This is a genomic window from Haloarcula sp. H-GB4 (genome assembly GCF_030848575.1).
Classification (GTDB): Archaea; Halobacteriota; Halobacteria; order Halobacteriales; family Haloarculaceae; genus Haloarcula.
The window spans coordinates 421,596-445,253 of sequence record NZ_JAVDDX010000002.1; the positions used below are offsets into that span (position 1 = coordinate 421,596).

Annotated in this window: 26 protein-coding genes; 15 read left to right on the plus strand and 11 right to left on the minus strand. The window is 62.2% G+C overall.

Annotated elements, in window-relative coordinates; all coding sequences use genetic code 11:
- Window positions 1-89: 89 nt before the first annotated feature.
- Window positions 90-800 carry a sugar phosphate isomerase/epimerase gene (locus RBH20_RS10700; RefSeq protein ID WP_306708356.1) on the minus strand — a complete coding sequence of 237 codons (711 nt, stop codon included), beginning with the start codon at window positions 798-800 and terminating at the stop codon, window positions 90-92.
- 51 nt (window positions 801-851) lie between these two features.
- On the opposite strand from RBH20_RS10700, the gene RBH20_RS10705 reads away from it, so the two are divergent.
- From RBH20_RS10705 to RBH20_RS10740, 8 genes are all read left to right on the plus strand, one after another.
- Window positions 852-1,196, plus strand: a complete 345-nt coding sequence (locus RBH20_RS10705) for a tRNA-binding protein (protein WP_005537914.1) — start codon at window positions 852-854, stop codon at window positions 1,194-1,196.
- Between the two features lie 75 nt (window positions 1,197-1,271).
- Window positions 1,272-1,481 (plus strand): DUF3311 domain-containing protein, encoded by a 210-nt coding sequence (locus RBH20_RS10710; RefSeq protein WP_306708359.1) that lies wholly within the window; start codon window positions 1,272-1,274, stop codon window positions 1,479-1,481.
- 1 nt (window position 1,482) lies between these two features.
- On the plus strand, window positions 1,483-3,009 hold the full coding sequence (locus tag RBH20_RS10715) for a sodium:solute symporter (protein ID WP_306708361.1): 1,527 nt from the start codon (window positions 1,483-1,485) through the stop codon (window positions 3,007-3,009).
- 102 nt (window positions 3,010-3,111) lie between these two features.
- A complete protein-coding gene (locus tag RBH20_RS10720; protein WP_306708363.1) occupies window positions 3,112-3,540 on the plus strand; it encodes a DUF2892 domain-containing protein in 429 nt (142 codons plus the stop codon).
- 69 nt (window positions 3,541-3,609) lie between these two features.
- Window positions 3,610-4,527 (plus strand): DUF6293 family protein, encoded by a 918-nt coding sequence (locus RBH20_RS10725; RefSeq protein ID WP_306708365.1) that lies wholly within the window; start codon window positions 3,610-3,612, stop codon window positions 4,525-4,527.
- A gap of 230 nt (window positions 4,528-4,757) precedes the next feature.
- A complete protein-coding gene (locus RBH20_RS10730; protein WP_306708367.1) occupies window positions 4,758-7,430 on the plus strand; it encodes a valine--tRNA ligase in 2,673 nt (890 codons plus the stop codon).
- Between the two features lie 131 nt (window positions 7,431-7,561).
- Window positions 7,562-7,861: a hypothetical protein gene (locus RBH20_RS10735; RefSeq protein ID WP_306708370.1), complete on the plus strand. Its 300-nt coding sequence runs from the start codon at window positions 7,562-7,564 to the stop codon at window positions 7,859-7,861.
- A gap of 184 nt (window positions 7,862-8,045) precedes the next feature.
- Entirely contained in the window at window positions 8,046-8,222 is a 177-nt protein-coding gene (locus RBH20_RS10740) for a hypothetical protein (RefSeq protein ID WP_008312626.1), read from the plus strand.
- Window positions 8,223-8,258: 36 nt separating this feature from the next.
- Here RBH20_RS10740 and RBH20_RS10745 read toward each other — a convergent pair whose 3' ends face one another.
- Window positions 8,259-9,029 carry a DUF1405 domain-containing protein gene (locus tag RBH20_RS10745; RefSeq protein ID WP_306708372.1) on the minus strand — a complete coding sequence of 257 codons (771 nt, stop codon included), beginning with the start codon at window positions 9,027-9,029 and terminating at the stop codon, window positions 8,259-8,261.
- A gap of 166 nt (window positions 9,030-9,195) precedes the next feature.
- Between RBH20_RS10745 and pdxS the strand changes: the two genes are divergently transcribed.
- Entirely contained in the window at window positions 9,196-10,104 is a 909-nt protein-coding gene (gene pdxS / locus RBH20_RS10750; protein WP_306708375.1) for a pyridoxal 5'-phosphate synthase lyase subunit PdxS, read from the plus strand.
- A 95-nt stretch (window positions 10,105-10,199) separates the two neighbouring features.
- Window positions 10,200-11,423, plus strand: a complete 1,224-nt coding sequence (locus RBH20_RS10755) for a mechanosensitive ion channel family protein (RefSeq protein ID WP_306708377.1) — start codon at window positions 10,200-10,202, stop codon at window positions 11,421-11,423.
- A gap of 1 nt (window position 11,424) precedes the next feature.
- On the opposite strand, the gene RBH20_RS21335 is transcribed toward RBH20_RS10755, so the two are convergent.
- Both RBH20_RS21335 and RBH20_RS21340 read right to left on the minus strand, forming a co-directional pair.
- Window positions 11,425-11,601, minus strand: coding sequence for a hypothetical protein (locus tag RBH20_RS21335; RefSeq protein ID WP_373567956.1), 177 nt, complete (start codon window positions 11,599-11,601; stop codon window positions 11,425-11,427).
- A 41-nt stretch (window positions 11,602-11,642) separates the two neighbouring features.
- Entirely contained in the window at window positions 11,643-11,738 is a 96-nt protein-coding gene (locus tag RBH20_RS21340) for a hypothetical protein (RefSeq protein ID WP_373567957.1), read from the minus strand.
- A gap of 208 nt (window positions 11,739-11,946) precedes the next feature.
- Between RBH20_RS21340 and RBH20_RS10765 the strand changes: the two genes are divergently transcribed.
- Both RBH20_RS10765 and RBH20_RS10770 read left to right on the plus strand, forming a co-directional pair.
- A complete protein-coding gene (locus RBH20_RS10765; protein WP_306708381.1) occupies window positions 11,947-12,528 on the plus strand; it encodes a DUF2150 family protein in 582 nt (193 codons plus the stop codon).
- Window positions 12,529-12,574: 46 nt separating this feature from the next.
- Entirely contained in the window at window positions 12,575-14,572 is a 1,998-nt protein-coding gene (locus RBH20_RS10770; RefSeq protein WP_306708383.1) for a hypothetical protein, read from the plus strand.
- 19 nt (window positions 14,573-14,591) lie between these two features.
- Here the strand turns inward: RBH20_RS10770 and RBH20_RS10775 are convergent, their stop codons facing one another.
- The gene (locus RBH20_RS10775) at window positions 14,592-15,341 is read right to left on the minus strand and encodes a hypothetical protein (RefSeq protein WP_306708385.1); all 750 of its coding nucleotides are present in this window, start codon (window positions 15,339-15,341) and stop codon (window positions 14,592-14,594) included.
- Between the two features lie 181 nt (window positions 15,342-15,522).
- Between RBH20_RS10775 and RBH20_RS10780 the strand changes: the two genes are divergently transcribed.
- Both RBH20_RS10780 and hmgB read left to right on the plus strand, forming a co-directional pair.
- Entirely contained in the window at window positions 15,523-16,206 is a 684-nt protein-coding gene (locus RBH20_RS10780; RefSeq protein ID WP_306708388.1) for a hypothetical protein, read from the plus strand.
- A gap of 98 nt (window positions 16,207-16,304) precedes the next feature.
- Window positions 16,305-17,642: a hydroxymethylglutaryl-CoA synthase gene (gene hmgB / locus RBH20_RS10785; RefSeq protein ID WP_306708390.1), complete on the plus strand. Its 1,338-nt coding sequence runs from the start codon at window positions 16,305-16,307 to the stop codon at window positions 17,640-17,642.
- Window positions 17,643-17,973: 331 nt separating this feature from the next.
- Here the strand turns inward: hmgB and RBH20_RS10790 are convergent, their stop codons facing one another.
- The 3 genes from RBH20_RS10790 to RBH20_RS10800 all read right to left on the minus strand — a co-directional run bounded on the left by RBH20_RS10790 (window position 17,974) and on the right by RBH20_RS10800 (window position 19,617).
- Window positions 17,974-18,141, minus strand: a complete 168-nt coding sequence (locus tag RBH20_RS10790) for a hypothetical protein (protein WP_306708392.1) — start codon at window positions 18,139-18,141, stop codon at window positions 17,974-17,976.
- 170 nt (window positions 18,142-18,311) lie between these two features.
- The gene (locus RBH20_RS10795) at window positions 18,312-19,019 is read right to left on the minus strand and encodes a helix-turn-helix domain-containing protein (RefSeq protein WP_306708394.1); all 708 of its coding nucleotides are present in this window, start codon (window positions 19,017-19,019) and stop codon (window positions 18,312-18,314) included.
- Between the two features lie 52 nt (window positions 19,020-19,071).
- Window positions 19,072-19,617 (minus strand): type IV pilin N-terminal domain-containing protein, encoded by a 546-nt coding sequence (locus RBH20_RS10800; protein WP_306708396.1) that lies wholly within the window; start codon window positions 19,615-19,617, stop codon window positions 19,072-19,074.
- Window positions 19,618-19,715: 98 nt separating this feature from the next.
- On the opposite strand from RBH20_RS10800, the gene RBH20_RS10805 reads away from it, so the two are divergent.
- On the plus strand, window positions 19,716-21,242 hold the full coding sequence (locus RBH20_RS10805; RefSeq protein WP_306708398.1) for a replication factor C large subunit: 1,527 nt from the start codon (window positions 19,716-19,718) through the stop codon (window positions 21,240-21,242).
- Here RBH20_RS10805 and RBH20_RS10810 read toward each other — a convergent pair whose 3' ends face one another.
- Genes RBH20_RS10810 through RBH20_RS10820 form a run of 3 tightly spaced genes read right to left on the minus strand, consistent with a single transcriptional unit; the run spans window position 21,243 to window position 23,656 of the window.
- Window positions 21,243-22,223, minus strand: a complete 981-nt coding sequence (locus RBH20_RS10810; RefSeq protein WP_306708400.1) for an amino acid ABC transporter permease — start codon at window positions 22,221-22,223, stop codon at window positions 21,243-21,245.
- A 3-nt stretch (window positions 22,224-22,226) separates the two neighbouring features.
- Window positions 22,227-22,979 (minus strand): amino acid ABC transporter ATP-binding protein, encoded by a 753-nt coding sequence (locus RBH20_RS10815; protein ID WP_306708403.1) that lies wholly within the window; start codon window positions 22,977-22,979, stop codon window positions 22,227-22,229.
- Entirely contained in the window at window positions 22,976-23,656 is a 681-nt protein-coding gene (locus tag RBH20_RS10820; protein ID WP_306708405.1) for an amino acid ABC transporter permease, read from the minus strand. Before RBH20_RS10820 ends, RBH20_RS10815 begins: the two co-directional genes overlap by 4 nt.
- Between the last annotated feature and the right edge of the window lie 2 nt (window positions 23,657-23,658).

Genomic DNA, 23,658 nt, shown 5'->3' on the forward strand with positions numbered 1-23,658 from the left:
GCGCACGCGAGTCCAGTGATCGAATCCGTCCACAGATATGCGGTGATCCGACTTGCCGTTATGGGACTGTCTCTCCACGACAGGGCTGCTCACTCCAGTAACGGCGTCATACCGTCGATACCGGCTTGGATAGCGTCGACCGGGTCTTCGGGGTTGTCGTGCTCGAAGACGAGCCATTCAGCCCCGGCCTCGCGGGCCGCATCAACCACCGCCTGGAGCGGCACCACGCCGTCGCCGAGAGTCGTCGGCTCCCCGTCCGCAGTCATGTCTTTGAGGTGGACGACTGGAACGCGCCCGTCAAGTCGCCGAATCAGTGCGGCAGGGTCCTGCCCCGCCGCGTGTGCCCACCCGGCGTCGAACTCGAATCCAATCGTCGTCTGGTCGACGAGCGCGTCGAAGGCGGTTCCGTCGCCGAGCGGGACGAACTCGTGGTCGTGGTTGTGGTACAGTAGCGGTCGGTCGAACTCCGCCGCAAGCATTTCGAGTAGCGTCGCCGTCGACTCGACTGCGCTCTCACTTGCGAAGTGATCGTCATCGAGATACGGGAGAACCAGAGACGGCGCGTCGAGTGTCCGGACCTGATTGCCAACGGTGCGGGGGTCGGACTGCAAGTCTTCCAGCTGGACGTGGACGCCGGCAATGCCGAGTCCCGCCTCATCAAGCGAGTGCCGAGACGCGCCCGGGTCACCGATGCCGGCGAATTCTACGCCGTCGTAGCCGGCAACCGCGATACGGTCGAGTACGTCCGATAGCGGTTCCCGGAGGTCGCGGAGCGTCCAGAGCTGAATCGCTGTCTGCATACCGTTGCTGCGAACGCTGTCATAAAATAACTGGATGGACTACTGGGGTACATGGGGTTCACTGAAACCGAGATCGATCCCGCACGGTTCCTCGAAGACGTAGAGATGCGTATCGGTGAGATCGTTGCCGTTGAGCCGTTCCCCGAAGCACGCAAAGACGTGTACAAGCTCGACGTTGATTTCGGGGACGAGACGCGCCAGTCCGCCGCGGGGCTGACAGACGTGTACGATCCTGAGGACTTGCTCGGGTCGCAGGTCGTTGCCGTCGTCAACCTCGGGACAGTCTCTATCGCCGGCTTCGAGAGTGAGTGTCTGGTAACCGGCGTTGACAGCGAGGACGGTGTCGTCCACCTGACACCCGAACGGGATGTCGAACCCGGGACACGCGTGTATTGAAGAATATACTTCTTCAACGACTGCCGGTGAAGGTTCGTTACCCATTAGTACCGCCAGCGGCTAGCCTGTCGTAATATGAGTACGGTCAGGGCCGCTGGGTGGACAGTCGTCACGTTCGTGCTGATGGCGCTGGCAGTGCCGTGGTTCCTCTGGGACACCAGCGAGGTCGCGGTCGGACTGCCCGTATGGCTGTGGTGGCACATCGGATGGATGGCGCTCGCAAGCGTCGTCTTCGCCGTCTTCGCGCGCACCGACTGGGGCCTCGGCGTCGAGGGGGTGCGGTGAGATGGCTGACACCACGCTCCAGCTGGGCATCGTCGGCGCGTACATGGTGGTCGCGCTCGCGGTTGGCGCAGTCGCCTACCGACTCACCGAGCGCACCGCCGAGGACTACTACCTCGCGAGCCGAACGCTTGGCACAGTCGTACTGCTGTTTACGACCTTCGCGACGCTACTGTCAGCGTTTACGTTCTTCGGCGGCCCGAATCTCGCGTTCAGCGCCGGCCCTGAATGGATTCTCGTGATGGGGCTCATGGACGGCATTATCTTCGCTGTCCTCTGGTACGTACTGGGCTACAAGCAGTGGCTAGTCGGCAAGCGCCACGGCTACGTGACGCTGGGTGAGATGCTGGGCGACCGATTCGGGTCGACGGCGCTTCGGGTCGTCGTCGCTGGCGTGAGCCTAGTCTGGCTGTTCCCGTACGTAATGCTCCAGCAAAAGGGGGCCGGCCAGGCCATTGTCGGCCTCACGAACGGCGCGGTCCCGTTCTGGGTCGGAGCCGGCGGCATCACGCTGTTCATGATTCTCTACGTCGCGCTCTCGGGGATGCGCGGCGTCGCCTGGACCGACACGCTTCAGGGGCTGTTCATGCTCTCGCTGATCTGGGTCGCCGTCGCCTGGGTCCTCTCCGCTGTCGGCGGCACAGGTGAGGCGACGGCCCTGCTCGCGGCGGAGGAACCCGCTTTCGTCGGTCTCGGTGGAGGCCTCTACACGCCGCAGTACATCATCTCGACCGCGGTCAGCATCGCGTTCGGCGTGACGATGTTCCCGCAGATCAATCAGCGCTTCTTCGCCGCCGGGTCCAAGAAGGTTCTCAAGCGCACGTTCGCGCTCTGGCCCGTGCTGGTCCTGCTCCTGTTCGTTCCGGCGTTCATGCTGGGGGCGTGGGCGGCCGGACTCGGCATCACTGTCCCAGAAGGTGGCAACGTCATCCCGGCGCTGCTGGGCGAGTACACGCCGACGTGGTTCACCGCACTGGTCATCGCCGGCGCGATGGCCGCGATGATGTCCTCCAGCGACTCGATGCTACTGTCGGGCTCGTCGTACCTCACTCGGGACCTCTACCGGCCGCTGACCGGCCGCGGCGATGCCAGCGACGAAGAGACTGACCGCCGCGAGGCGTTCATCGCCCGCATCGGCGTCGTCATCTTTGCCACCCTCTCGTTCATTGCGAGTCTCTACACCCCAGGGACGCTGGTCCAGATCGGCGACACGGCCTTCAGCGGCTTCGCACAGCTTACAGTTCCCGTCGCACTTGCGCTGTACTGGCAGGGAACGACGCGTTCGGGGATGTACGCCGGCGTGGTCGGGAGTCAGGTGTTCTACGGCCTGCACGTCTTCCCCGTGCTTGCGACAGTCGGGGGACTGCTCGGTCTCGACGTTGCCCTGCCGACGGCGTATCTGGGCTGGACGCCCGGCATCGTGGGCATCCTGGTCGGCTTATTGTTGACGGTCACCGTCTCACTGGTGACCGCTCCCGGCGCGACCGAGGACCGCACTGCATACGCCGTCTCCGGCGTCGAAAGCGACTGAGACGCGTTCGGTCCGGTGCCGACTGTTCATCGTGACAACCCCCGGACGGCGGCCACCGGCGGACATGTAAACCTACAAAAGCATCCAGACCAATGTGCAGGTATGGACTCCGATAAGAACGTCGGCGGTCGCGACCGCCTGATCCGAGCGGTGCTGGCAGTCGTCCTGACAATTGTCTCTCTGCGCTGGCTTCGCAGCGGGAAGCGCAAGCGCGGCCTGCTCGCTGGAATCGGCGCGCTCGGCCTGGGATTCAACGCCTCGACGGGCTACTGCGGCTTCAACGACACGCTCGACATTGATACGACGGGCGAGAGCGACGACGATGTGTTCGCGCCGGATACGGACGACGAACCGGCAACCGACAAGTCGACAGACGTGAGTGTTGACTTTACGTCCGCTGACGATACCGAGGTCTCGAATGGCCACGCCAGCGGCGAGTTGACCTGCGCCGTCTGCGAGGACCCTATTGTTCCCGGTGAGCGCCGTGGGCCAAACGACGAGGGCGCGATCGTCCACGAGACCTGCGAGTAACGCCCCGGCATAAACGCTCAGCAGCCCGAGTCTGGTTCTTTTTATAATCACCGTCCCAGTCTTTCACGTATGCAGACCCACATCGTCCCGGTCGGGTTCGACTACGACCGGCTCATCGCGCCGCTGGTGCGCGAGCAACTCGACGTTGACCGCGTCATCCTGCTTGAGGGGGCGGTCGGCAGCGAGGCCAACGTCGAGTACTCGCGCAACCTCGCCGAGAAGCTGGAAAAGGACTATCAGAACCTGCTTGGAGCGGAAACCGAGCGGTTCGTCGTTGCCGACGTGTACGACTACGACGAGGCCTTCGAGCAGGCCTTCGAACTCATCAACGCCGAACTCGACGCGGGTAGCGAGGTGTGGGTTAACGTCTCCGCGATGCCCCGGACTGTCTCCTTTGCCTTTGCGACTGCGGCCCACTCGATTATGGTCGAGCGCGAGGGTGACCGGGACCGCATCCATACCTACTACACGGTCCCCGAGAAATATCTGGAGACGGAACTCGCCGAGGAACTGCGCAAGCAGATCGATATGCTGGAGGACATGCGAACGGGCGAGGACGTCGACGAACGAGTCGACGACCGACTCGAAACCGCACGGGACCTGCTGGCGGAGTTCGACGAGCGCGGGACGACCATCGGTGCGAAGGAGATCGACGGCTCCCACGTGGTCGAGCTCCCGGTCGCCTCGTTCTCGAACGTCAAGCCCTTCGAGGAAGTGATCCTGTTTACCCTTGGCGAACACGGCGAGTTCGAGTCCGTCTCGGAACTAGCCCAGCAGCTGGCCCGAGACCTGGGTGAGGAGTACACCGACTCCTTCCGCTCAAAGGTCATCTACAACGTTGACCGGCTCGGTCCTGGCGGGAAGGGATACATCGAGCAGGAAGAACACGGGAAGTCCTACCGGACAACGCTTTCGCGGATCGGACAGCTGTGGGTTCGCGCCCACTCCGCCGAAGACCACGAGCACCGCGAGTCCGATCTGCCGTGAGCGGGTCGCTGGTATGAGCCCGTCGGGACGCCGGCGAAAACCGAAGTCATTAATCCTGCCGTAGGTCGAGTATTGTACAGATGGTGCGTCGACTCTCCCGAACGCTGGTTCTCGCGCCCGTTGGTGTAGGGGCCCCCACGCCCCACACCACCTCTACCAGTCGACGCACGCACCGCTGATAACTACGCCGCAGTCAGATGCTATCCGGGTGTTACACCCACCGCTTGAATATGAGTGATACACAGGACCCACCGCAGGACGAATCGACCACAGACGAATCAGAGAACGCCCTCGACGGGGAGTACGACCCCCGCGAGGTAGAGCCAGAGTGGCAGGACCAGTGGGTCGCGGACAAGACCTACGCCTACGACGAGGACGCTGATACCCGCTTCACCATCGACACGCCGCCGCCAACGGTGTCGGGGAACCTCCACATGGGCCACCTCTACCAGTTTACGCTGCAGGACTTCGTCGCCCGCTTTCACCGGATGCGCGACGACACTGTCTACTTCCCCTTCGGTTACGACGACAACGGCATCGCCTCGGAGCGACTGACGGAGCGCGAACTCGACATCCGACACCAGGATTACCCACGCCGAGAGTTCCAAGAGAAGTGCCGTGACGTGTGTACACAGTTCGAGGATGAGTTCACGCAGGACGTGCAGTCGCTTGCGATCTCCATCGACTGGGACAACACCTACAAGACTATCGCGCCGGACGTCCAGCGGGTCTCCCAACTGTCGTTCCTCGACCTCTACGAGCAGGGCCGGGAGTACCGTCAGCGCGCGCCGACCATCTGGTGTCCGGACTGCGAGACGGCCATCTCACAGGTCGAGCAGGAGGACAAGGACAAGTCGACGCTGTTCAACGACATCGCCTTCGACCTCGTCGAGACGGGCGACGGACCGGCCGACGAGGACGCGACGTTCACCATCTCGACGACGCGACCGGAACTGCTGCCGGCGTGTGTCGCCGTCTTCGTCCATCCCGACGACGACGAGAATCAACACCTCGTCGGCGGCAGTGCGCGGGTGCCCCTTTTCGAGCAGGAGGTTCCCGTTATCGCCGACGAGCGCGTCGACATGGAGACCGGCAGCGGCATCGTCATGTGCTGTACGTTCGGCGATCAGAACGACATCGAGTGGTACCAGGCCCACGACCTGCCGCTACGACTCGCAATCGATGAGTCTGCGACCATGACGGACGTGGCCGGCGAGTACCAGGGAATGCACACCACCGAAGCCCGCGAAGCCATCATCGAGGACCTTCGCGAGGAGGGGTCGCTGCTTGAGAGCCGCGACCACGACCACACCGTGCAGGTCCACGAGCGCTGTGAAGAGGAGGTCGAATACCTCGTCACCGAGCAGTGGTACATCGAACTGCTCGACAAGAAGGAGGAGTACATCGAGGCCGGCCGCCAGATGGAGTGGTACCCTGAGAAGATGGCCACCCGCTACGAGCACTGGATCGAGGGGCTCGAATGGGACTGGTGTATCTCCCGCCAGCGCGATTCGGGCATCCCGATTCCGGTGTGGTACTGCGACGACTGCGGCGAGCCCGTGATGGCCGAGCGCGAGCAGCTCCCGGTCGACCCGCTGTCGGACGACCCGCCGGTCGATAGCTGTCCCGAATGTGGCCACGACTCGCTGACGCCTGAGGAAGACGTGTTCGACACGTGGGCGACCTCGTCGCTGACCCCGCTCGTGAATGCCGGCTGGGACTGGGACGCGGACAGCGAGTCGTTCACCATGGAGTTGCCGGAGCTGTACCCCTTCGACCTGCGCCCGCAGGGCCACGACATTATCTCCTTCTGGCTGTTCCACACTGTCGTCAAGTGCTACGAGCACACCGGCGAGGTGCCATTCGAGAATGTGATGATCAACGGGATGGTGCTGGACGAGAACCGCGAGGCGATGTCCAAGTCCAAGGGCAATGTCATCCCGCCCAGCGAGGTCTTAGAGAAGTTCCCGGTCGATGCCACGCGCTACTGGGCCGCCGGCACCTCCATCGGCGACGACTTCCCGTACAAGGAAGGCGACCTGGAGGCTGGCGAGCGGCTCCTCCAGAAGCTCTGGAACGCATCGCGGCTGGTCGACCAACTCACGCCCGCGAGTCAGCCCGACGAGCCCGACGACCTCGCCGCGGTCGACGAGTGGCTGCTGGCCGAACTGGACGCAACCGTCGAGTCAGTCACCACGAAGTTCGAGGACTACGAGTTCTCGAAGGCCCGGAACGAACTCCGGTCGTTCTTCTGGAACACGTTCTGTGACGACTACCTCGAAATCGCCAAGCAGCGGCTTTCGGATGGGGAAGATACGTCAACCGAGTTCACACTTCTGCGAGCCCACCGGACCTTCCTGCAACTGTTCGCACCGTTCCTCCCACACATCACGGAAGAGCTGTGGGAGCGGTGCTACGAGGAAGATAGCTCAATCCACACGACGGACTGGCCGACCTCGGGCGGCTACGATGCCGACCTCGAAGCGGGAGAGACGGCGATGGAGGTCGTCTCCGCGCTCCGGCGGTACAAGACCGAGAACGGGCTGCCGCTGAACGCCGACCTCGACCACGTCGAGGTGTTCGGCCACATCGCCGGCTTCGAGGACGCCGTCGCCGAGGCGATGCACGTGGCCCAGCTAGACACCTACGACGAGGCCCCGGACATCACGACGGAGGTCAGTGGCATCGACCTCGACTACTCGCTCGTCGGCCCCGAGTTCGGAAGCGAAGTCGGCGCTATCGACGCCGCTATCGAGGACGGCGACTACGAGATCGACGGCGACACGCTGCAGGTCGCTGGCGTCGAACTCGATGATGAGATGTTCGCTGTCGAGGAGTCCCGGACCTACTCCGGCGAGGGCGAGATGACCGAAACCGAAAGCGCCGTCGTCGTTGTTCGGTAGATTCGGTTTCCCACGGATATTCAACGCGGTGGAATAGGTGTCCGGGACGGCGGGGGCGCTGGGCCCGTCGCCATGACACAGCTCTCGATATCTGGAACACCCTGATTAGTGTTCGTCGTCTCCGGTCGATAATGCTTCAGTCACTCGGAGACCCATTTTTTGGACCTGCGTTCCTTTTGATGCTGGCAACTGGTGGCATCGGCATTCTCGCTGGGGCGGTGGCCGTAGCATGGCCGCGGCTCCACCCCGTCGACACCGGGACGGAACGGGCCACATATCTCGGTGGCGTCGGGCTTGCAGCGTTCGGCTGTGCCATCATTGCACTGGGGTTCATGCAAGCCGGAGTGGTTGCCGATCTTTACAGTACCGGTGGGGCGGACAGCGCTGTCTCCCCCAGTTCCATCGGCGTTATTGGGCAGGCCCTGCCCTAGTACGGTATCGCGCTGGTGTTCGGGGTTGTCGCCATGGTGGCACTGATTGGGGGTCTCGGCATCTCGGTGTACACAGATGTCGCCTCCGACGACTGAGCGAGCAACCCGGAGCGGGCTGTTATGACTGTCCCGTCTATCGCCGGGACCAGTAGCATCAAGACCTGCGGGTCCGGTCATTTGAACCATGCGAACAGAGGAGACGATTCGGGACCGCATCGAGGCGCTGCAGGACGAGTACGACAGGCACGACCCGCCGTCGACCGAGCTAGAAGACGAGGCCGAGGTCGCCATCTTGCGCGCTATCGAAGAACTGGAGTGGGTGCTCGACGAGCGCGAGGCAGAGGACGGGTTTACGACCTGAAACGCCACCGGAACCGCCAGCGCAGGACAGCGCCGATCAGGCTTGCCGTTTTACTTTCTCTACACGCGTCGCCAGTGCGAGAAACGTCGCTACGAGCGTCAGCACGACCGCCCAGCCCGCTGCGAGGTCATGGGCGAGCACCGTGTGGTCGAACCCGCCGGCAGCGACAATTGGCTCGGCCCGGAGCCAGGTGTGGTGTGGCCCGTCGAGAACCGGGACGAAGTAGTCCACGATGTCGTTGAAGCCGTACCAGAACACTGCAACGGCGACGGACATGACGGAAAAGCTCGCGTAGCGGTGGATGAGGAATGCCTCGGCGGCCATCGCAAGGTGACTTAGAACCAGGAACCAGTAGAGCCACAGCGGAATCCCGCCGGGACCGTTGAGAGCGAGCTGGACGTACGGCGTCCAGAGGCCGAGCTTGATGCAGCCGAAGAAGCCGAGCATGTGGAGCCACTCGGCGCTCCAGTCGAGCCGCCAGGCGACCAGCGAGAGCCCGATGAACATCGTCGCGACAGGCGAGTCCGGAATCAGGGGGTAGGCAGCCAGCGGCGCCGCACCCAGTTGGCCCTCCACGAGCGGCGCCGCTGTGTTTAGCGGTCGACCGGCGTAGTACCAGAAGCCAAACAGCGTGCCGACCAGATTGACGAGCGCGATGGGCCAGGCGAGTCTGAGCCCGACGTTCTCCAGCCACGCTGGTAGCGGCGCGACATACTGTGGAAGCCCTTCGGCATCGGGGAGCCGCCGGCTGAACACCCGCGCGACAGCCGCGTCGATGCGCCCGCCGACACCCTCGTCCGGAACCATGTCGATGCAGTGGGGAGACGCGATGAAAACGGTAGTGGTCTCAGCCCCGTCCTCTGGAGAATATCGCTGTCACTGGCCCGATATCGGTTCCCCCGTGGGTGGGTCAAACGGCGTTCTGTCCCGCGAAAGGACACGCGTTAAGTAAATCCAGTCCTAAGTCTGGGTAATGACTGAAGAGACCGACCTCGAGGACCTCCGTCGCGGGACTGACCTCGTCAAGCGCGGCTTCGCGAAGATGCAGAAGGGCGGCGTCATCATGGACGTTGTCAACCGTGAGCAAGCCCGAATCGCCGAGGACGCCGGCGCGGTCGCCGTGATGCACCTAGAGTCGGTCCCGGCCGATATCCGCAAGCGGGGCGGTGTCGCCCGAATGGCTGACCCCAGCAAGCTCGAAGAGATCATCGAGGAAGTGTCGATTCCGGTGATGGGCAAGGCCCGCATCGGCCACACCGCAGAGGCCCAGATTCTGGAAGCCGCTGGCGCGGATATGGTCGACGAGTCGGAAGTGCTGACCCAGGCCGACGACCGCTACCACATCGACAAGCGCGAGTTCACTGCACCGTTCGTCTGCGGAGCCCGGAACCTCGCCGAGGCGCTGCGCCGCATCGACGAGGGCGCAGCAATGATTCGCACGAAGGGTGAGGCAGGCACTGGTGATGTGAATCAGGCTGTCACGCACCAGCGGAACATCCAGCGCTCTATCGGGATGCTCGAAGGGATGGCCTACGAGGAGCGCGACGAGTGGGCCCGCGAACACGGTGCGCCCCGGCGACTCGTCCACGAGACAGCTGACCGCGGCCGGCTGCCGGTCGTCAACTTCGCGGCCGGCGGCATCGCGACGCCTGCCGACGCCGCACTGATGATGCAACACGGCTGTGACGGTATCTTTGTTGGCTCGGGCATCTTCGGGGCAGAGAACCCACAGGCGATGGGCGAGTCCGTCGTCGCGGCAGTCAACAACTACGACGACCCCGAACAGCTCAAGGAGATCGCGAAGAACCCAGGCAAGGGGATGAAAGGCCAGGCGAACGCGGACTTAGACGAAGAAGAGCAGTTGCAGGGCCGCGGCATCTAACGGGACTCACGATCAGTCACCTTTCGGCTTCGCTATCACCTCTTTTGCGGACGAGCGCCCGAAGACGAAGACACAAGTTCCCACAGTGGCGATAGATGGCTGTGCAGGGGACGGCAACGCCTACGCCGACGGCCAACGACACCGGTGAAGGCCTTCTGGAACTCTTTACCGTGTTACAGCGGTCACTGGACCAGTTGGTCGCGACGCAGGGGCGACTCGTCGCGACGCTCATCCTCTTGGTCTTCCTGCTTGTCAGTGTTGTCGTGGTTCCGGCCGCACTCGCCCGGCTTCGGTCCGCTGCGTCGGGTCAAACCGGCGACTGGCTACAGGTCATGGCCGACTACACGCCGACGACCATCCGGGGCGTGTTTCTCCGGATCGCTCAGTTTTCGATGGTCGTCATCGTTGTCATTTCGTTCCTCATCGTCTGGGGCGTTCTCGATATCGTCCAGACGGTGGGGCCGTACCTCAACGGCGGTGATCAGTCACTCCTGGCGACGATACAGACGATCGTCCTCGTCATGCTGGCCTTTGTCCTGTCCGACCAGATGCAGCGGTGGATCGGCCGGTTCAGCCAAGCTGTTACCGGCTTCACCGAACACCAAGAGGAGATCCTCCTCCGACTGGGGCAGGTCACCGTCTTCATTACCATCGGTGCGACGGTCTTCGCTGTCTGGGGCATCGATCTCAGTGGCTTGCTCGTCGGGGCTGGGTTTCTCGGTATCGTCGTTGGTCTGGCCGCCAGACAGACGCTTGGCTCGCTCATCGCCGGCTTCGTCCTGATGTTCTCTCGCCCGTTCACTATCGGCGACTGGGTACTCGTCGGCGAGCAAGAAGGGATCGTGACCGATATCACGATCTTCAACACGCGGCTGGAGAACTTCGATGGCGAGTTCGTCATCATTCCGAACGACCGGGTGAGCGACCGCGCGGTGACGAATCGCAGTCGAAAGGGGCTGTTGCGACTCACAGTCGACATCGGTGTGGACTACGACACCGATGTTGATCGGGCGATGGATCTCGCCCGCGAAGCGATGACAGACATCGAGCACGTCGTCGATTCGCCGACGCCAGATGTCGTTCCAAAGGATTTCGGGGACTCTGCCGTGGTGATGGAACTCCGGTTCTGGATCGATCACCCGACGCCACCGCGGAAGTGGCGCGCCATCTCGGCGGTCGTCCGGGGTGTGAAAGCCACCTTCGACGAGGAAGACATCTCGATTCCATTCCCCCAGCGAACCCTCTCGAACCGCGTGGACGCGGCGGACGAGGAGGCGCTGGAAGGCGGCGTGGAGATGCGTCCGGACGGCGACGGCTGACCTACAGGTCGAGGCCGTCGAGAAGAAGCCCTAACCCGAGAATCCAGCACCCCAGTGCGGTCCCAAGCGTGCTAACGTAGAACAGCCAGGACAGCCCCTGCTCTGTTGTCAGCAGCCCGCTTATCGTGGCGGTCGCGGTATCGGTCGCGGCCGGGATCGACCCGGCTGTGAGAGCCATACCGGCGAACGTGCCAACGGCGACCGGCAGTGCCACAGTGACTAGCACCAGACCGACACGTTTGGCCAGCGTGGCGACTGCAGCTGGGTCAAGCGGGCCGACATAGGTCGGGACTGGCTGTCGCTGTGACATGACATCACATAACACGTTCGGCTGGCATAAAAGTGCGTTCCTCAACGGAGACCGTGATACGCGTTCGGAGTACGCAGACAATCCAAGAAATCTATAGAAAAGCTGTTTCAGGCGCTAACATAGTGGTTCGCTGGTCGGTCGTTGGGGTAGGGACGCCGCGGCGGAGCGACCGCCGGTCGAAACTACTATCCCCAACGGCACGAACGGACTGGTATGAGCACTCCGCCGGGGGAGTATTACACCGAAGAACGCTGGCAGAACTGGCTAGACCGTATCGAGGAAGAAAACGTCGACCCTGAAGACGAGGATTCAGCGCGGCTTCTGTTGAACCTCCAGGACGACGCCGCGATCGCGGTCGCAAAGATTCTCACCGATTACGAGGACGGACCGCTCGACGAGGAAGCGACGCTCGACGAGCTTACCGGCGTCCGGGAGATCGTTCTCGACGACATCGACATCGACGACGAGGAGACCGTGATGCTGATCGACGGCGTCCAGACATCGCTGCTGTGCGTATTCTATGCGGCCGAGGAGTTCGTCGCAGAAGGCGCTGCGGACGATGCGACCATCACCGACTACATCGAGGCCGCCGCGGACGCGGAAGCCGAAGAGGACCTCGACGCGGCGCTGGGCTACTGTGTGCAGGCCGGCACGCAGATCATTGGCGGGTCGGAGCTCCCGATGGAGGTCGCTGAGAACCTCGAATACGGGCTCGTCTCCGAGTGGGTCAATGGACTCGACAGTCTCCAGACTGCGATGAGCGACCCGGAAGTCGTCGAAGAAGACGAGAGTTGATAATTCGGCAGTCAGGTTTTTACCGCCGTCTCCGCAACTCCTCGCCATGAGTTTCACGGGCGATGAGCGCGCACAGTCAGTGCAGGTTGGGGCTGTACTTCTGTTCGGCGTGCTTATCATCGCCTTCTCCTCGTATCAGGCGTTTGCCGTCCCGGAGCAAAACCGGGAGGTGGAGTTCAACCACAATCAGCAGGTCCAGACGCAGCTGCAGGACCTGCGAAACGCCATCGTCTCCGTTCCGGGACAGCCGAGCCAGCAAGCCGTCTCGGTCCAGTTGGGGACGCGATACCCGAGTCGGCTGGTAGCGACGAATCCCGGGCCGCCGTCGGGGTTGCTGTACACAGATGGGACCAGCGACGAGTCCCAAAACCTCACGATTCGCAACGCCGAGGCACGCACCCCCGAGACGGCAGATTACTGGGACGGAACCACACTGCGACAGTACAACACGGGGGCCATCGCCTACAAGCCAGAATACAACGTCTACGGGGAGGCCCCGGAGACTGTTTACGAGCACTCGGTTGTCTACAACCAGTTCCGTGGGGGGAACATCACGCTCTCGGAACAGGCGATGGTCGACGGGCGCGACATCACGCTGGTCACACTCAATGGGTCAATGAGCCGCTCGGCAAGCGATTCGATCACGGTCGACGTGGAGCCGAAATCCCAGTCGTCCCGGACGGTCCGCGTAACAAATACGACGGCGACATCGAACGTCTCAGTATCGTTTCTCTCTCGGCTCCCGGCGTCGGAATGGAGAGTGCTTCTCGACGACGAAATCGACCCGAATCCGGGTAACAAAACCAACGACCGGTACATCGCGAACGTCATCGAGGCAGAGGGACCGGGCTCGTTCTACAACGTCACTATCGTCTTCGAGCGAGGGACAACGTACCGCCTGAAGATGGCGAAGGCGGGCGTCGGGACAAAGGTAACTGCGGAGAACGACGCGTATCTTACGACTGTCGATGATAACGAGATCAGCGTCCAGCAGGGTGGAGACGGAGAAATCGTACTGGAGGTCCGGGACGCGTACAACAACCCTGTAAGCGGTGTCACAGTCAACGGCTCGGTCAAAGGGAGTAACACGGGGTCGCTCACACCGAACGCAGAATCCTCCGATAGCGACGGTCGCGTCGAATTTGTCTACAACGCAAGCCAGTCGACGGCGACCGGAACATATACTGTTCAGCTCAGTCTCGATGAAATCAATAGTTCGTTCAACGGCGAGACCCCTGAAGATGTATCAGTTCCGGTGACGGTTACTGAGGCGAGTCAAGGATCTGGTGGCGGTTCCGGAGGTAATGACCTCATTTATAACGAGGATGCCTTTGCTCTTGACAGCAACGGGGAAACTGACGGGGGTGTCCAGTTTAGTATCACGAACGAGTTGGGTGAGAGCATCGAAATAACAACAGTGGCAATCGATCCCGTCAACGAAAATATAGATTATATTAGTGATAGCTACAGCAATGACCGTGAGCCGGCACCGCAGGAAAACGAACTGTACATCCAGGCCGACAGCGACGGCTACACTGACTACGGCGGCGGAACCGACGTTCCGCTGATAGTCGATGTTGACGACGATGCCCGAAGTTTGAGCGGTCAGAACCCTGAATTATTCGATACGTCGACTGCGACGGTCCACCTGTTCGAGTTCTTCCGGCTCGACACCAGTTCTGAGGTGGATATGAACGGCGAAAGTGTCACTATAACCGTCACCTACGAGCTATCGAGTGGCGGTACCGATTCGAAGATGTTCACCGTCACTCCCGGCGGCGCGAACACGAACGCGCAACCGAACGCGGACTTCATGATAACCTCCAACGGGGGAGAATCGAACGGGAAATGGGATTTCGATGCCAGCCAGTCCAGTCCGCAGGGAGACATCGCGGCATACGAGTGGGACCTCGATGGCGACGGTATCTTCGACGATGCGAACGGCCAGACATTAGAGAAGAGAAGGGTGTCGTCTGGCACGAAAGTAGCGCTCCGTGTCATCGACTCAGAAGGGAACGCCGACACTGTCCGCAAAGTGGTGTAACAGTCTTTGTCGATAGATCTCAGCAGAGATTCACGGTAATGTAAACAACGCCATCAGCGGTCGCTGCGCCGACGCCGATGTGGTTCGCGTTCACCATGTACAGCGTGTCACGGGGGCCCGAGAGGTCAAACCAGTGGTCGGCGACAGTGTCGGCGACGCGGGTCGCGTTCGCCCCGTTCGGGTTGACGCTCGTAACCAGTTCAAGATCCGTCATGGGTCGGATATACGCGTTCCCCTCGTGGCGGAGGCGGCACTGCTCGGACAACCCAGCGGCCGCGTATCGGTCTGTCGTGTCTGATCCGTTCGCAATCGGGGAGGCCGATCCCTGTGCCGCCATTCGCTTGCTGTGGTTGCCGGCCATGACTGATAGCTTCTGGCTGGTCTTGGTCTCATCCGAGAGGGAGTCGTCAACGGCGTCGTTAGCAATCGGGTTGCCACGTCGATCGTTGATTGCTGCTACGAGCTGGTCTTCGATCCGAGCCGTATCGATATCTGTCCCCGGGTCTGCCGGTGTGGCCTGTGCCGCTTCCGGCGTCGGGGTAGCTTCCGTGGACTGTGTGACCACGGCCGCAGTCTTCTCACTGCGTGGCGTGTCGGGCGACACGCTGTCCGTGTGGGGCGTCGCTACCGGCGATGGATCCGTGAACTCCGGCGGCGCTGACTGGGTCGCGGCTGCACCAAGCGTCCCTTCGACCGCTACTCCTGCGAGTCCCGAAACACTGAGTGCCGCCAGCACTACCAAACCGAGTGTGATGACCGATCTCTTCATATGAAACGTCCCTGTACCGTTCCGAGAACTGATATCTGGGATACAGTTATCCCGGAACTGGCTTGAACGGCGTAGATTCGGCTCTCTCTCCACAAATATGTTTGGACGGTGTCGGTGCTCCGATTACCAGCGGCGAAAACCCGCCCGTAAACATCTTTACTGTGGATGAGTGTCCTGAAGTATGGGTGACCTGTCGCGGCGCGGCTTCGGGGCCTCGGTGCTCGCCGCGCTCTCCGCCGGCTGTCTCGGGAATCGGCCTGAAGAGGAGTCCGAGACGACGCCAGTCCCGGAACCGACAGTGTCACAGCGGGCTGTAGCAACTGATCGTGTCGGCACTACCTCAACGCCGGCGGCGAATAGTGCGGCTCCGACGAACACATCAACAGCACAACGCGCCGAGGCGTCGCAGACGAACAGTTCTACGGGGCCGTCAGCGCGTCTCCAAGTCGAAACCGAGACACCGACGCCGACACCCGAGCCGAATCACCGGTCGGTCGATACGACCTTCCGACTGGAGGAAAACGAGTACGAAGATTTCACAGTTGACGTGACTGGCGAAACGGCACTCACCTACGACCTCATCGTTCGGCGCGGCCCGGCCGTGGATGTCATTCTGTTCAGCGAAGAGGAGTACCGGGCGTTCCAGAGCCGCTACCGGGCACGGTACGCCAGCGAGGTGTCGCGGTTCCACGAGACGAACATCCGCGACAACCGGATTACCATCTCGCCGGGGACGTATCGTCTCGTAGTCAACAACACTGACTGGTCGCGTGCTGTTCCATCACCGGATGAGCCGTACGACGTTCTCGAAGGCGAATGCATCGTCGACTTCTCCTTCAGTACGAAACCGACAACCAGCGAGTAGCCGTCTCGCGAGCGGCTCGCGACCCGTCGGCACAATACTAGTCAACCGTCGAAAAGCCAGTCGACAAGCCCATATACATCCACGCTGACGTTAGACGTATGACTGCAGTCGGTATCGACGCTATGGAGATCTGGACCGGAAAGCTCAAACTCGACCTCGCTGAGACGTTCGCGCCGGCTCAGGGGGACGATCCAGGGAAGTATACGAAGGGGCTCGGCCTGCGCGCGTCGTCGTTCCCGGATGTGTACGAGGACATCGTCACGATGGGGGCGAACGCGGCCCATCGCCTGATGGAACGCAAGGGGCTGACGCCCGAGGACATCGGTCGTATCGACGTGGCGACTGAGAGTGCCTTCGACAACTCCAAACCCGTTTCGACGTACATTGCGGGCTGCCTCGAACAGGTGTACGACGAGAATTTCCATCACGCTAACAAGGGCGAGCGGAAGTTCGCCTGTATCTCTGGGACACAGAGTCTTGACGACGCCTACAACTGGATCCGCGCCGGGCGGAACCGCGGTCGGGCCGCGCTCGTCATCGCAACTGATACCGCACTGTACGCCCGCGACGATCCCGGCGAGGCCACACAAGGGGCCGGCGCGGTGGCGATGCTCGTTGACGAAGACCCGAATCTGGTTGAACTCTCGACCGAACAGGGGTACGGCAGCGCCGACGAAACTGACTTCCTCAAGCCCAATCAGCAGTTCCCATCCGTCGACGGCAAGCGCTCGGTGAACGTCTATCTCGCCCGCATGCGCGAAGCACTGGAGGACTTCGCCGAGGTTGCCGGCGACATCCACCCGGGCGACTACGAAATGATTCCCTTCCACACGCCGTTCCCGGGGATGGTCCGGAAGGCCGCAGCGCTTGGCTACCGACACATCGTTCGCGGCACGGATGTCGGCGACCTGCTCGCCGAGGAAATCGGTCACCAGCCTATGCGCGCCGACTTCGAGACCGACGATGAGTTCCACGCGGCCATCAAGGAGTACACGGACGCACTCACAGAAACTGAGCGCTATCAGGACTGGTATGCCAACAGCATCGAGCCGACGCTCGAGATATCTCGGGAGGTCGGGAACTGGTACACCGGTTCCGTCCATATCGCCCGCGCTGCCGGCCTGAAACACGCTCGTGAGAATGGACTGGATCTGGACGAGGCGCAATTGTTAGTTGCCTCCTATGGGTCCGGTGCACAGGCGGAGGTTCACGCCGAAACCATTGTCCCCGGCTGGGAGGAGGAGATCGGCGCGCTCAACATCGACGAGCAGATCCGGAACCGCCACGAACTCACGTTTGCGGAGTACGAACAGGTCCACGACGTCCATAATCACGATACTGAGGCCGATGTCGAGGAGTTCACCGCGCCCGAAAACGAGTTCGCCTTCGACGGCTGGGGCCGGATGGGTGAGCGGAAGTATCGGTACGTGGAGTAAGCGAGGTTCGAGGCGAGTAGCGCGAGCGAGGACCTCGAATCGAAACGGCGACCGCAGGGAGCCGTGGAGAATAGCGAGAGGAACGACCGTAGGGAGTGGCTTTCGTACACGACGAGCGGCGCAGTCGCGAGATTTCCGAGGTTCGAAGCAAACAGCGCGAGTGAAACCCTCGAATAGGAACGGAGAACGCAGTGACCCGTGAGCAGCGAGGGGCGCGAACATAATATGCGCAAGCAGAGCGACGACCGGTGAGCAGCAAAAAGCGCGTTGTCAGTTGCTGTGAATACGCAGGGTCCTATTCCTGGCGTAGTGAACAGTATATGACACCCTACTATCGGGTATCGTTGTTGAGGCGGCTAATGATGCTGTCGAGAGAAACAGAGAGACTCCCAGCACTGTCGTAGTAGTGAAGCGCAAGCATCGTACCGACGAACGAGGCAGCAACAACAAATCCGAAACCGGCGAGCGCCCAGACGAGAAGGAAGCCAAATTGCACCATACACAGATGTGACACTCCCGTATCAAAGTAGTATTCATTGATGCCTTCACAGTCCTCGGTAGTAGTTGTGTTACGCTGTCTGGTGAACAGAGAGGTCGTATTCACGACAACAGTTGTTTTCCAGAATGTGTGTCGACGGGCGCGAAACAGTACGGCCAGAACCAACGCGCTCAGGGAAGCTCTCGAAGGCCGCCCAGCAGGTCCTCCAGATCGGTGTCGGTAATCGCCAGCGAGAAATCGTCGATGCGAGCGAGATCCTGTGCGTGCTCCCAGACGGCCTCGTCCTCAAGCCCGTGGAGGATGACGGCGTTGGGCGTCGGCGAGACGACCCGAAGCGCGACGAGCGGGGACTCGCCACGGGTCACGTTCGTGAACACGAGCGCGCGGTTCGTCGACTGACCGTATAGCTGGTAAAACTCATCCGAGGAGAGGCGCGTGATGGCGGCGATGGAGTTGATGACGGTGTGGCCGGCGACGGTATCCTGACTGCCACGAAACAGTTCTTCAGCGTCGATGGCGTCGTAGACGCGCTCGACGCCCACATTCGCGGAGTATTCGCGGAGGTCGTGGACCACGTCGCTGTCGAACCCGGCCGAGAGCACGCGGGCGTGCTGACGGATGTGGTCACCGCCACGGTTCTCGTCGATGTCAAGCAGTGCGACGACAAGTCGACGGACTACGCCGATACCGGGGTTGTCACGCCGGCCGCTCTCGTAGTCCGAGACCACGGACGGGGAGACGTCGAGTTTGTCGGCGAGTTCGGTTTGTGCAACGTCGAAGTCAGTACGCCACTTCCGCAGGGTCGCCCCTGGGTCGTCGCTCAGTGCCACCTCACCCGCCATTTTTTCCGCGAGATCGTCGCGTGCTCCCCCTGCCATTAGTTCACACGCTGGAGGGTCGCGAATAAAAGGGTATCGGAACCACGGGCGCTTACCGGCGGGCGGTCAGTTCGACGGCAGCAAGGACGCTGTTCGATGGGGCGTGCACGACGCGTACCTCGATGGTATCGCTGGGTTCGACGGTCCCGCCGGCGTTCAGTTGGAAAGTGATGGCCCGACCCGCTGACCACCGCTGGCCGCCATTGGCGATGACACCGCCGACACAGTAGTCGTAGACGACGTTGTCCGGGTCGTCAGTATTGCTCGCTGAAAGCGCTGTCCCGGAAACTGGCAGGTTGACGATGCGAGCGTCGCTGTCTGGCAGTGCAACAGCGACTTCCAGTTCATCGGCCGGAACCGGGTCACCGCCGGCGTGTCGTACCGCTACTGTGTTCGCACCACACCCTCCCGACGGACCGGTGACGAACTGTCCCGTCGACCGGGCGACGACCGGCGTCCGCTGGTTCAGGTCGCTGCTTGCAGTGAGCACAACGCCGCCGACTGTCCCGGCCAGAAGGACAGTAATTGAGAGCATGAGGACCACGCCGATGACTGGGCTGACGCCGCGACGGTCACAATAGAGATTTCGTCCGGCCACTGGTGAGACACGCTGTCCGTTGCTTCCAATAAAAACCTCAGCAGTGGACCGACACCGCTCCGCAATCACTAAACGCCGGTCGCGCCAACCACAATCAAATGGATTGGACGGAGAAGTACCGCCCGACGACGCTGTCGGAGGTGCGGGGCAACGACAAGGCCCGCGACGCACTCAAAAAGTGGGCGGAGACGTGGGACGACCACCGCGAGGCGGTCATCCTCTATGGGTCCCCGGGCATCGGGAAGACCTCGGCCGCCCACGCGCTGGCAAACGACATGGAGTGGCCGACCATCGAACTCAACGCCAGCGACTCCCGGACCAAGGACGTGATCAATCGGGTGGCTGGCGAGGCCGCCAAGTCCGGGACGCTGACCGCTGGTGGTGGCGGCCGCCGGCTCGTCATCATGGACGAGGCGGACAACATCCACGGCAACGCCGACCGCGGGGGCGCACGGGCAATAACGGCCCTCGTGAAGGAGGCTAGCCAGCCGATGATTCTCATCGCCAACGAGTACTACGAGATGTCAAACGGCCTGCGGAACAACTGCCAGGACATCGAATTCCGGGATGTCTCGCCCCGCTCTATCGTCCCCGTCCTCCGTGACCTCTGTCGTCAGGAGGGCGTTGAGTACGAGTCCGACGCACTGCAGGAACTCGCTGAGCAGAACAGCGGCGACCTGCGGGGCGCGGTCAAGGACCTCCAGGCCATCGCCGAGACGACGGAACGTCTGACCGCCGATGACGTGGTGACCGGCAAGCGCGATACGACCGAGGGCATCTTCGAGTACCTCGACGTGGTGCTCAAGGAGGCCGGCGCGCAGGAAGCGCTGGAGGCTAGTTACGACGTCGACGAGACGCCGGATGACCTCATCAACTGGATCGAGGACAATATGCCCAAAGACTACGAGGGGACAGAACTGGTCCGCGCCTACGAGTTCCTCTCGAACGCCGATCAATGGCTCGGGCGCGTCCGCGAGACCCAGAACTACTCCTTCTGGCGGTACGCCGGCGACAACATGACCGCCGGCGTCGCCGCGGCACGAGACGGGACAAAGGGCGGCTGGACCCGCTACGGGCCGCCGAGCTACTGGTCGAAGCTCGGTCGGTCGAAGGGAACCCGGAACACGCGGGACTACGTCGCCCAGCAGATCGCCGCTATCGACGGCGTGTCGATGCGGACCGCCCGCCGGGAAATCATGCCGTTCCTCTCGACGATGACCCACCACTGCCGGAACCGAGACCTAACGGTGGCAATGGCGGCGACCTACGATATGGAGGCCGAGCACGTTTCCTTCGTCACCGGGTCGGGCAAGGACACGAACAAGGTGCAGGACATCGTCGCTGACGCCGAGGCACTCAAGCAGGAGGCCGCCGTCGAACACTCCGGCGGGGTTTTCGAGGGTGCGAGTGTGGAAGGCGGTGACGGAGAAAGCGATACAGGTAGCGATGCTCCAGATACCGATGCTGGCGAGGAGAGCGGTGACCAGCAGGTGGCGCTTGCGGCGGACGACGGCGCTGAATCCGACGCCACCAGTGACGGCACCGCTACCGACGACGAGACGGAAACAGCGAGCGAAGCCGCCGAAGACGACGACCAGCAGTCCGGTCTTTCTGACTTTATGTAGTCATCGGCTGGTCGTGCCGAGACCGGGAATCGCGACCCGGTCTTCGACGTATTCCATCACCAGTGACGCCGAGATAACAAGCGCAAGGTACAGCAGGCCGGCGAGGACGAACAGTTCCGTGTACCGGTAGGTCTCGCTAGCGATCGCGTCGGTTCGCTCGAACAGTTCGCGGACGGTGATGAAACTCGCTAGCGACGAGTACTTGATGAGGTACACCAGTTCGTTCGACCAGCCCGGAATCGCGTAGCGCAGGCCCTGTGGCAGGACCACGTGCCGTATCCCGTCAACCTTCGAGAGCCCGATTGAACGAGCGGCGGTGAGTTGCCCTTCCGGGACAGAGTTCAGCGCTGACCGAATGTACTCCGACTGGTAGGCGGCGCTGTTGAGCGTGAACGCGATGACAGCCACCCAGAACGCCTGCGCGGGGATGAATCCAGTCCCGACCACGGGCAGTTCACGGATGATCGTCGTCAGTGGCGTCGCAAAGTAGAGGACGAACAACTGGGCGAGCAGCGGCGTCCCGCGGAACAGTTCAGTATACCCCAGTGCAAGTGAACGGGTGAGGGTTCCGCCGTATACCCGAGCCACACTGAGTGGGACGGCGATAAGGAACCCCAGCGCGATACCTAGCAGCGTCAACAGTATCGTTGCCCACACGCCGGTCGCCAGTGGCGGCAGGTATGGAATCGACGCCGCCAGGAACTCGAAGAAGCCGGCGACCCAGCCGACGGGGACCCCGACTGGACCGAGACTCGACGCGAGACCGCCAAGCGTTGACGCGACCGATTCGAACGGTGCAGTCGGGAAAAACGACGTGTTGCGCTCGATGAGCGCGCCGTCTAGTAGGAAGTCGTTCGTCCAGCGCACGATGAGCCACGTCCAGAAGACTGCGACAGTAAGCAGCGTCAGCGGCTGGTCGGTCACTCCAGCAGCACGGGCACGGAGCGTTCGCCCGGCAGTCGTGGACTCCGGCGTCCCCATCGGTCACTCCTCCTCGTGGGCCGTTTCGAGACGGCTGAGAAACTCACCGGTCCGGGCCGCTTGAGGGTTCTCGAACAACTGTTCCGGCGGGCCGTGTTCGACGATCCGTCCGTCGTCAAGGAAGATGATGTCCGACGCCGCCGACCGCGCGAACCCCATCTCGTGGCTGACAACGAGCATCGTGATGCCCTCGGAAGCGAGGTCGCGCATCACTTCGACGACCTCGCCGACGAGTTCGGGGTCGAGCGCGCTGGTCGGCTCGTCGAACAGGAGGAGCTTCGGGTCCATGGCGAGCGCGCGGGCGATGCCGACGCGCTGCTTCTGGCCGCCCGAGAGTTCCGCGGGGTAGGAGTCAGCCTGATCCAGTAGCCCGACCTGTTCGAGGTGTTCGTACCCTTTCTCCTGCGCCGCCGCTTTGTCCATCCCACGGACCTTCCGCAGGCCGAGCGTAATGTTTCCGAGTGCCGTGAGATGGGCGAAGAGGTTGAAATCCTGGAACACCATCCCGACCTGTTTTCGGAGTTCGTTCACGTCAGTGTCGGCGTCAGTGACGCAGTCGCCGTCGAGATAGATATCGCCGCCGTTGATCTCGGTGAGGCGGTTCACACAGCGCAGCATCGTCGACTTGCCGCTTCCGCTGGGACCGATAACCACGTCGACATCGCCAGCGTCCATCTCGAAGCTGACGCCGGAGAGTACCTGTTCCTCGCCGTAGGACTTGTACACGTCGTCAAGTTCCAACAGCGGGTCGCTCATGCCCGCTCACCGCCGGGAATGCTGAAGTGGTCGTCGACGTAGTCGAGCGAACGGTTCGTCACGAACGTGAGAACGAAGTAGATGAGGCTCACAGTTAGGAAAATCTCAAGCGCAGCGGTGCTCTGACCGCCTTGATAGAGGTTCTGGCCGACGGTCAGCAGCTCGCCGAGGCCGATGACGATGGCGATACTCGTGTCTTTCAGGACGATCGTGAACTCGTTCTGGAAGCCGGGCACGCTCCGACGAAGCGCTTGTGGGACAACGACGCTACGGATCGCTTGTAGCCGGCCCATGCCGACGGCGCGAGCGGCTTCCAGTTGCCCCTCGTCGACGCTCTGGAGCGCGCCACGGAATATCTGTGACTGGTAGGCGGCGCTCCGGAGCCCGAGTGCGATGGTCGCGGTCACGAAGGCGCTGCTCGACACCGAGAGACCGAAGAACAGCAAGATAATGATGACGAGCAGCGGCGTCCCGCGAAGGACGACGCCGGCCGTCTCGACGGCGCGTTTGAGCGGGCCACGGCCGTACACCTCAACGGCTCCCGCCGGGAACCCGAGCAGAAAGCCAAGCAGAATGCTCGCCGCCGTCAGGGCGACCGTGACACCCGTGCCGACGAGTAGCAAGTCGAGGTTCCCAATGACGAACGCCCAGTCACTCTGCAACGGGAGGGGTGGCATCG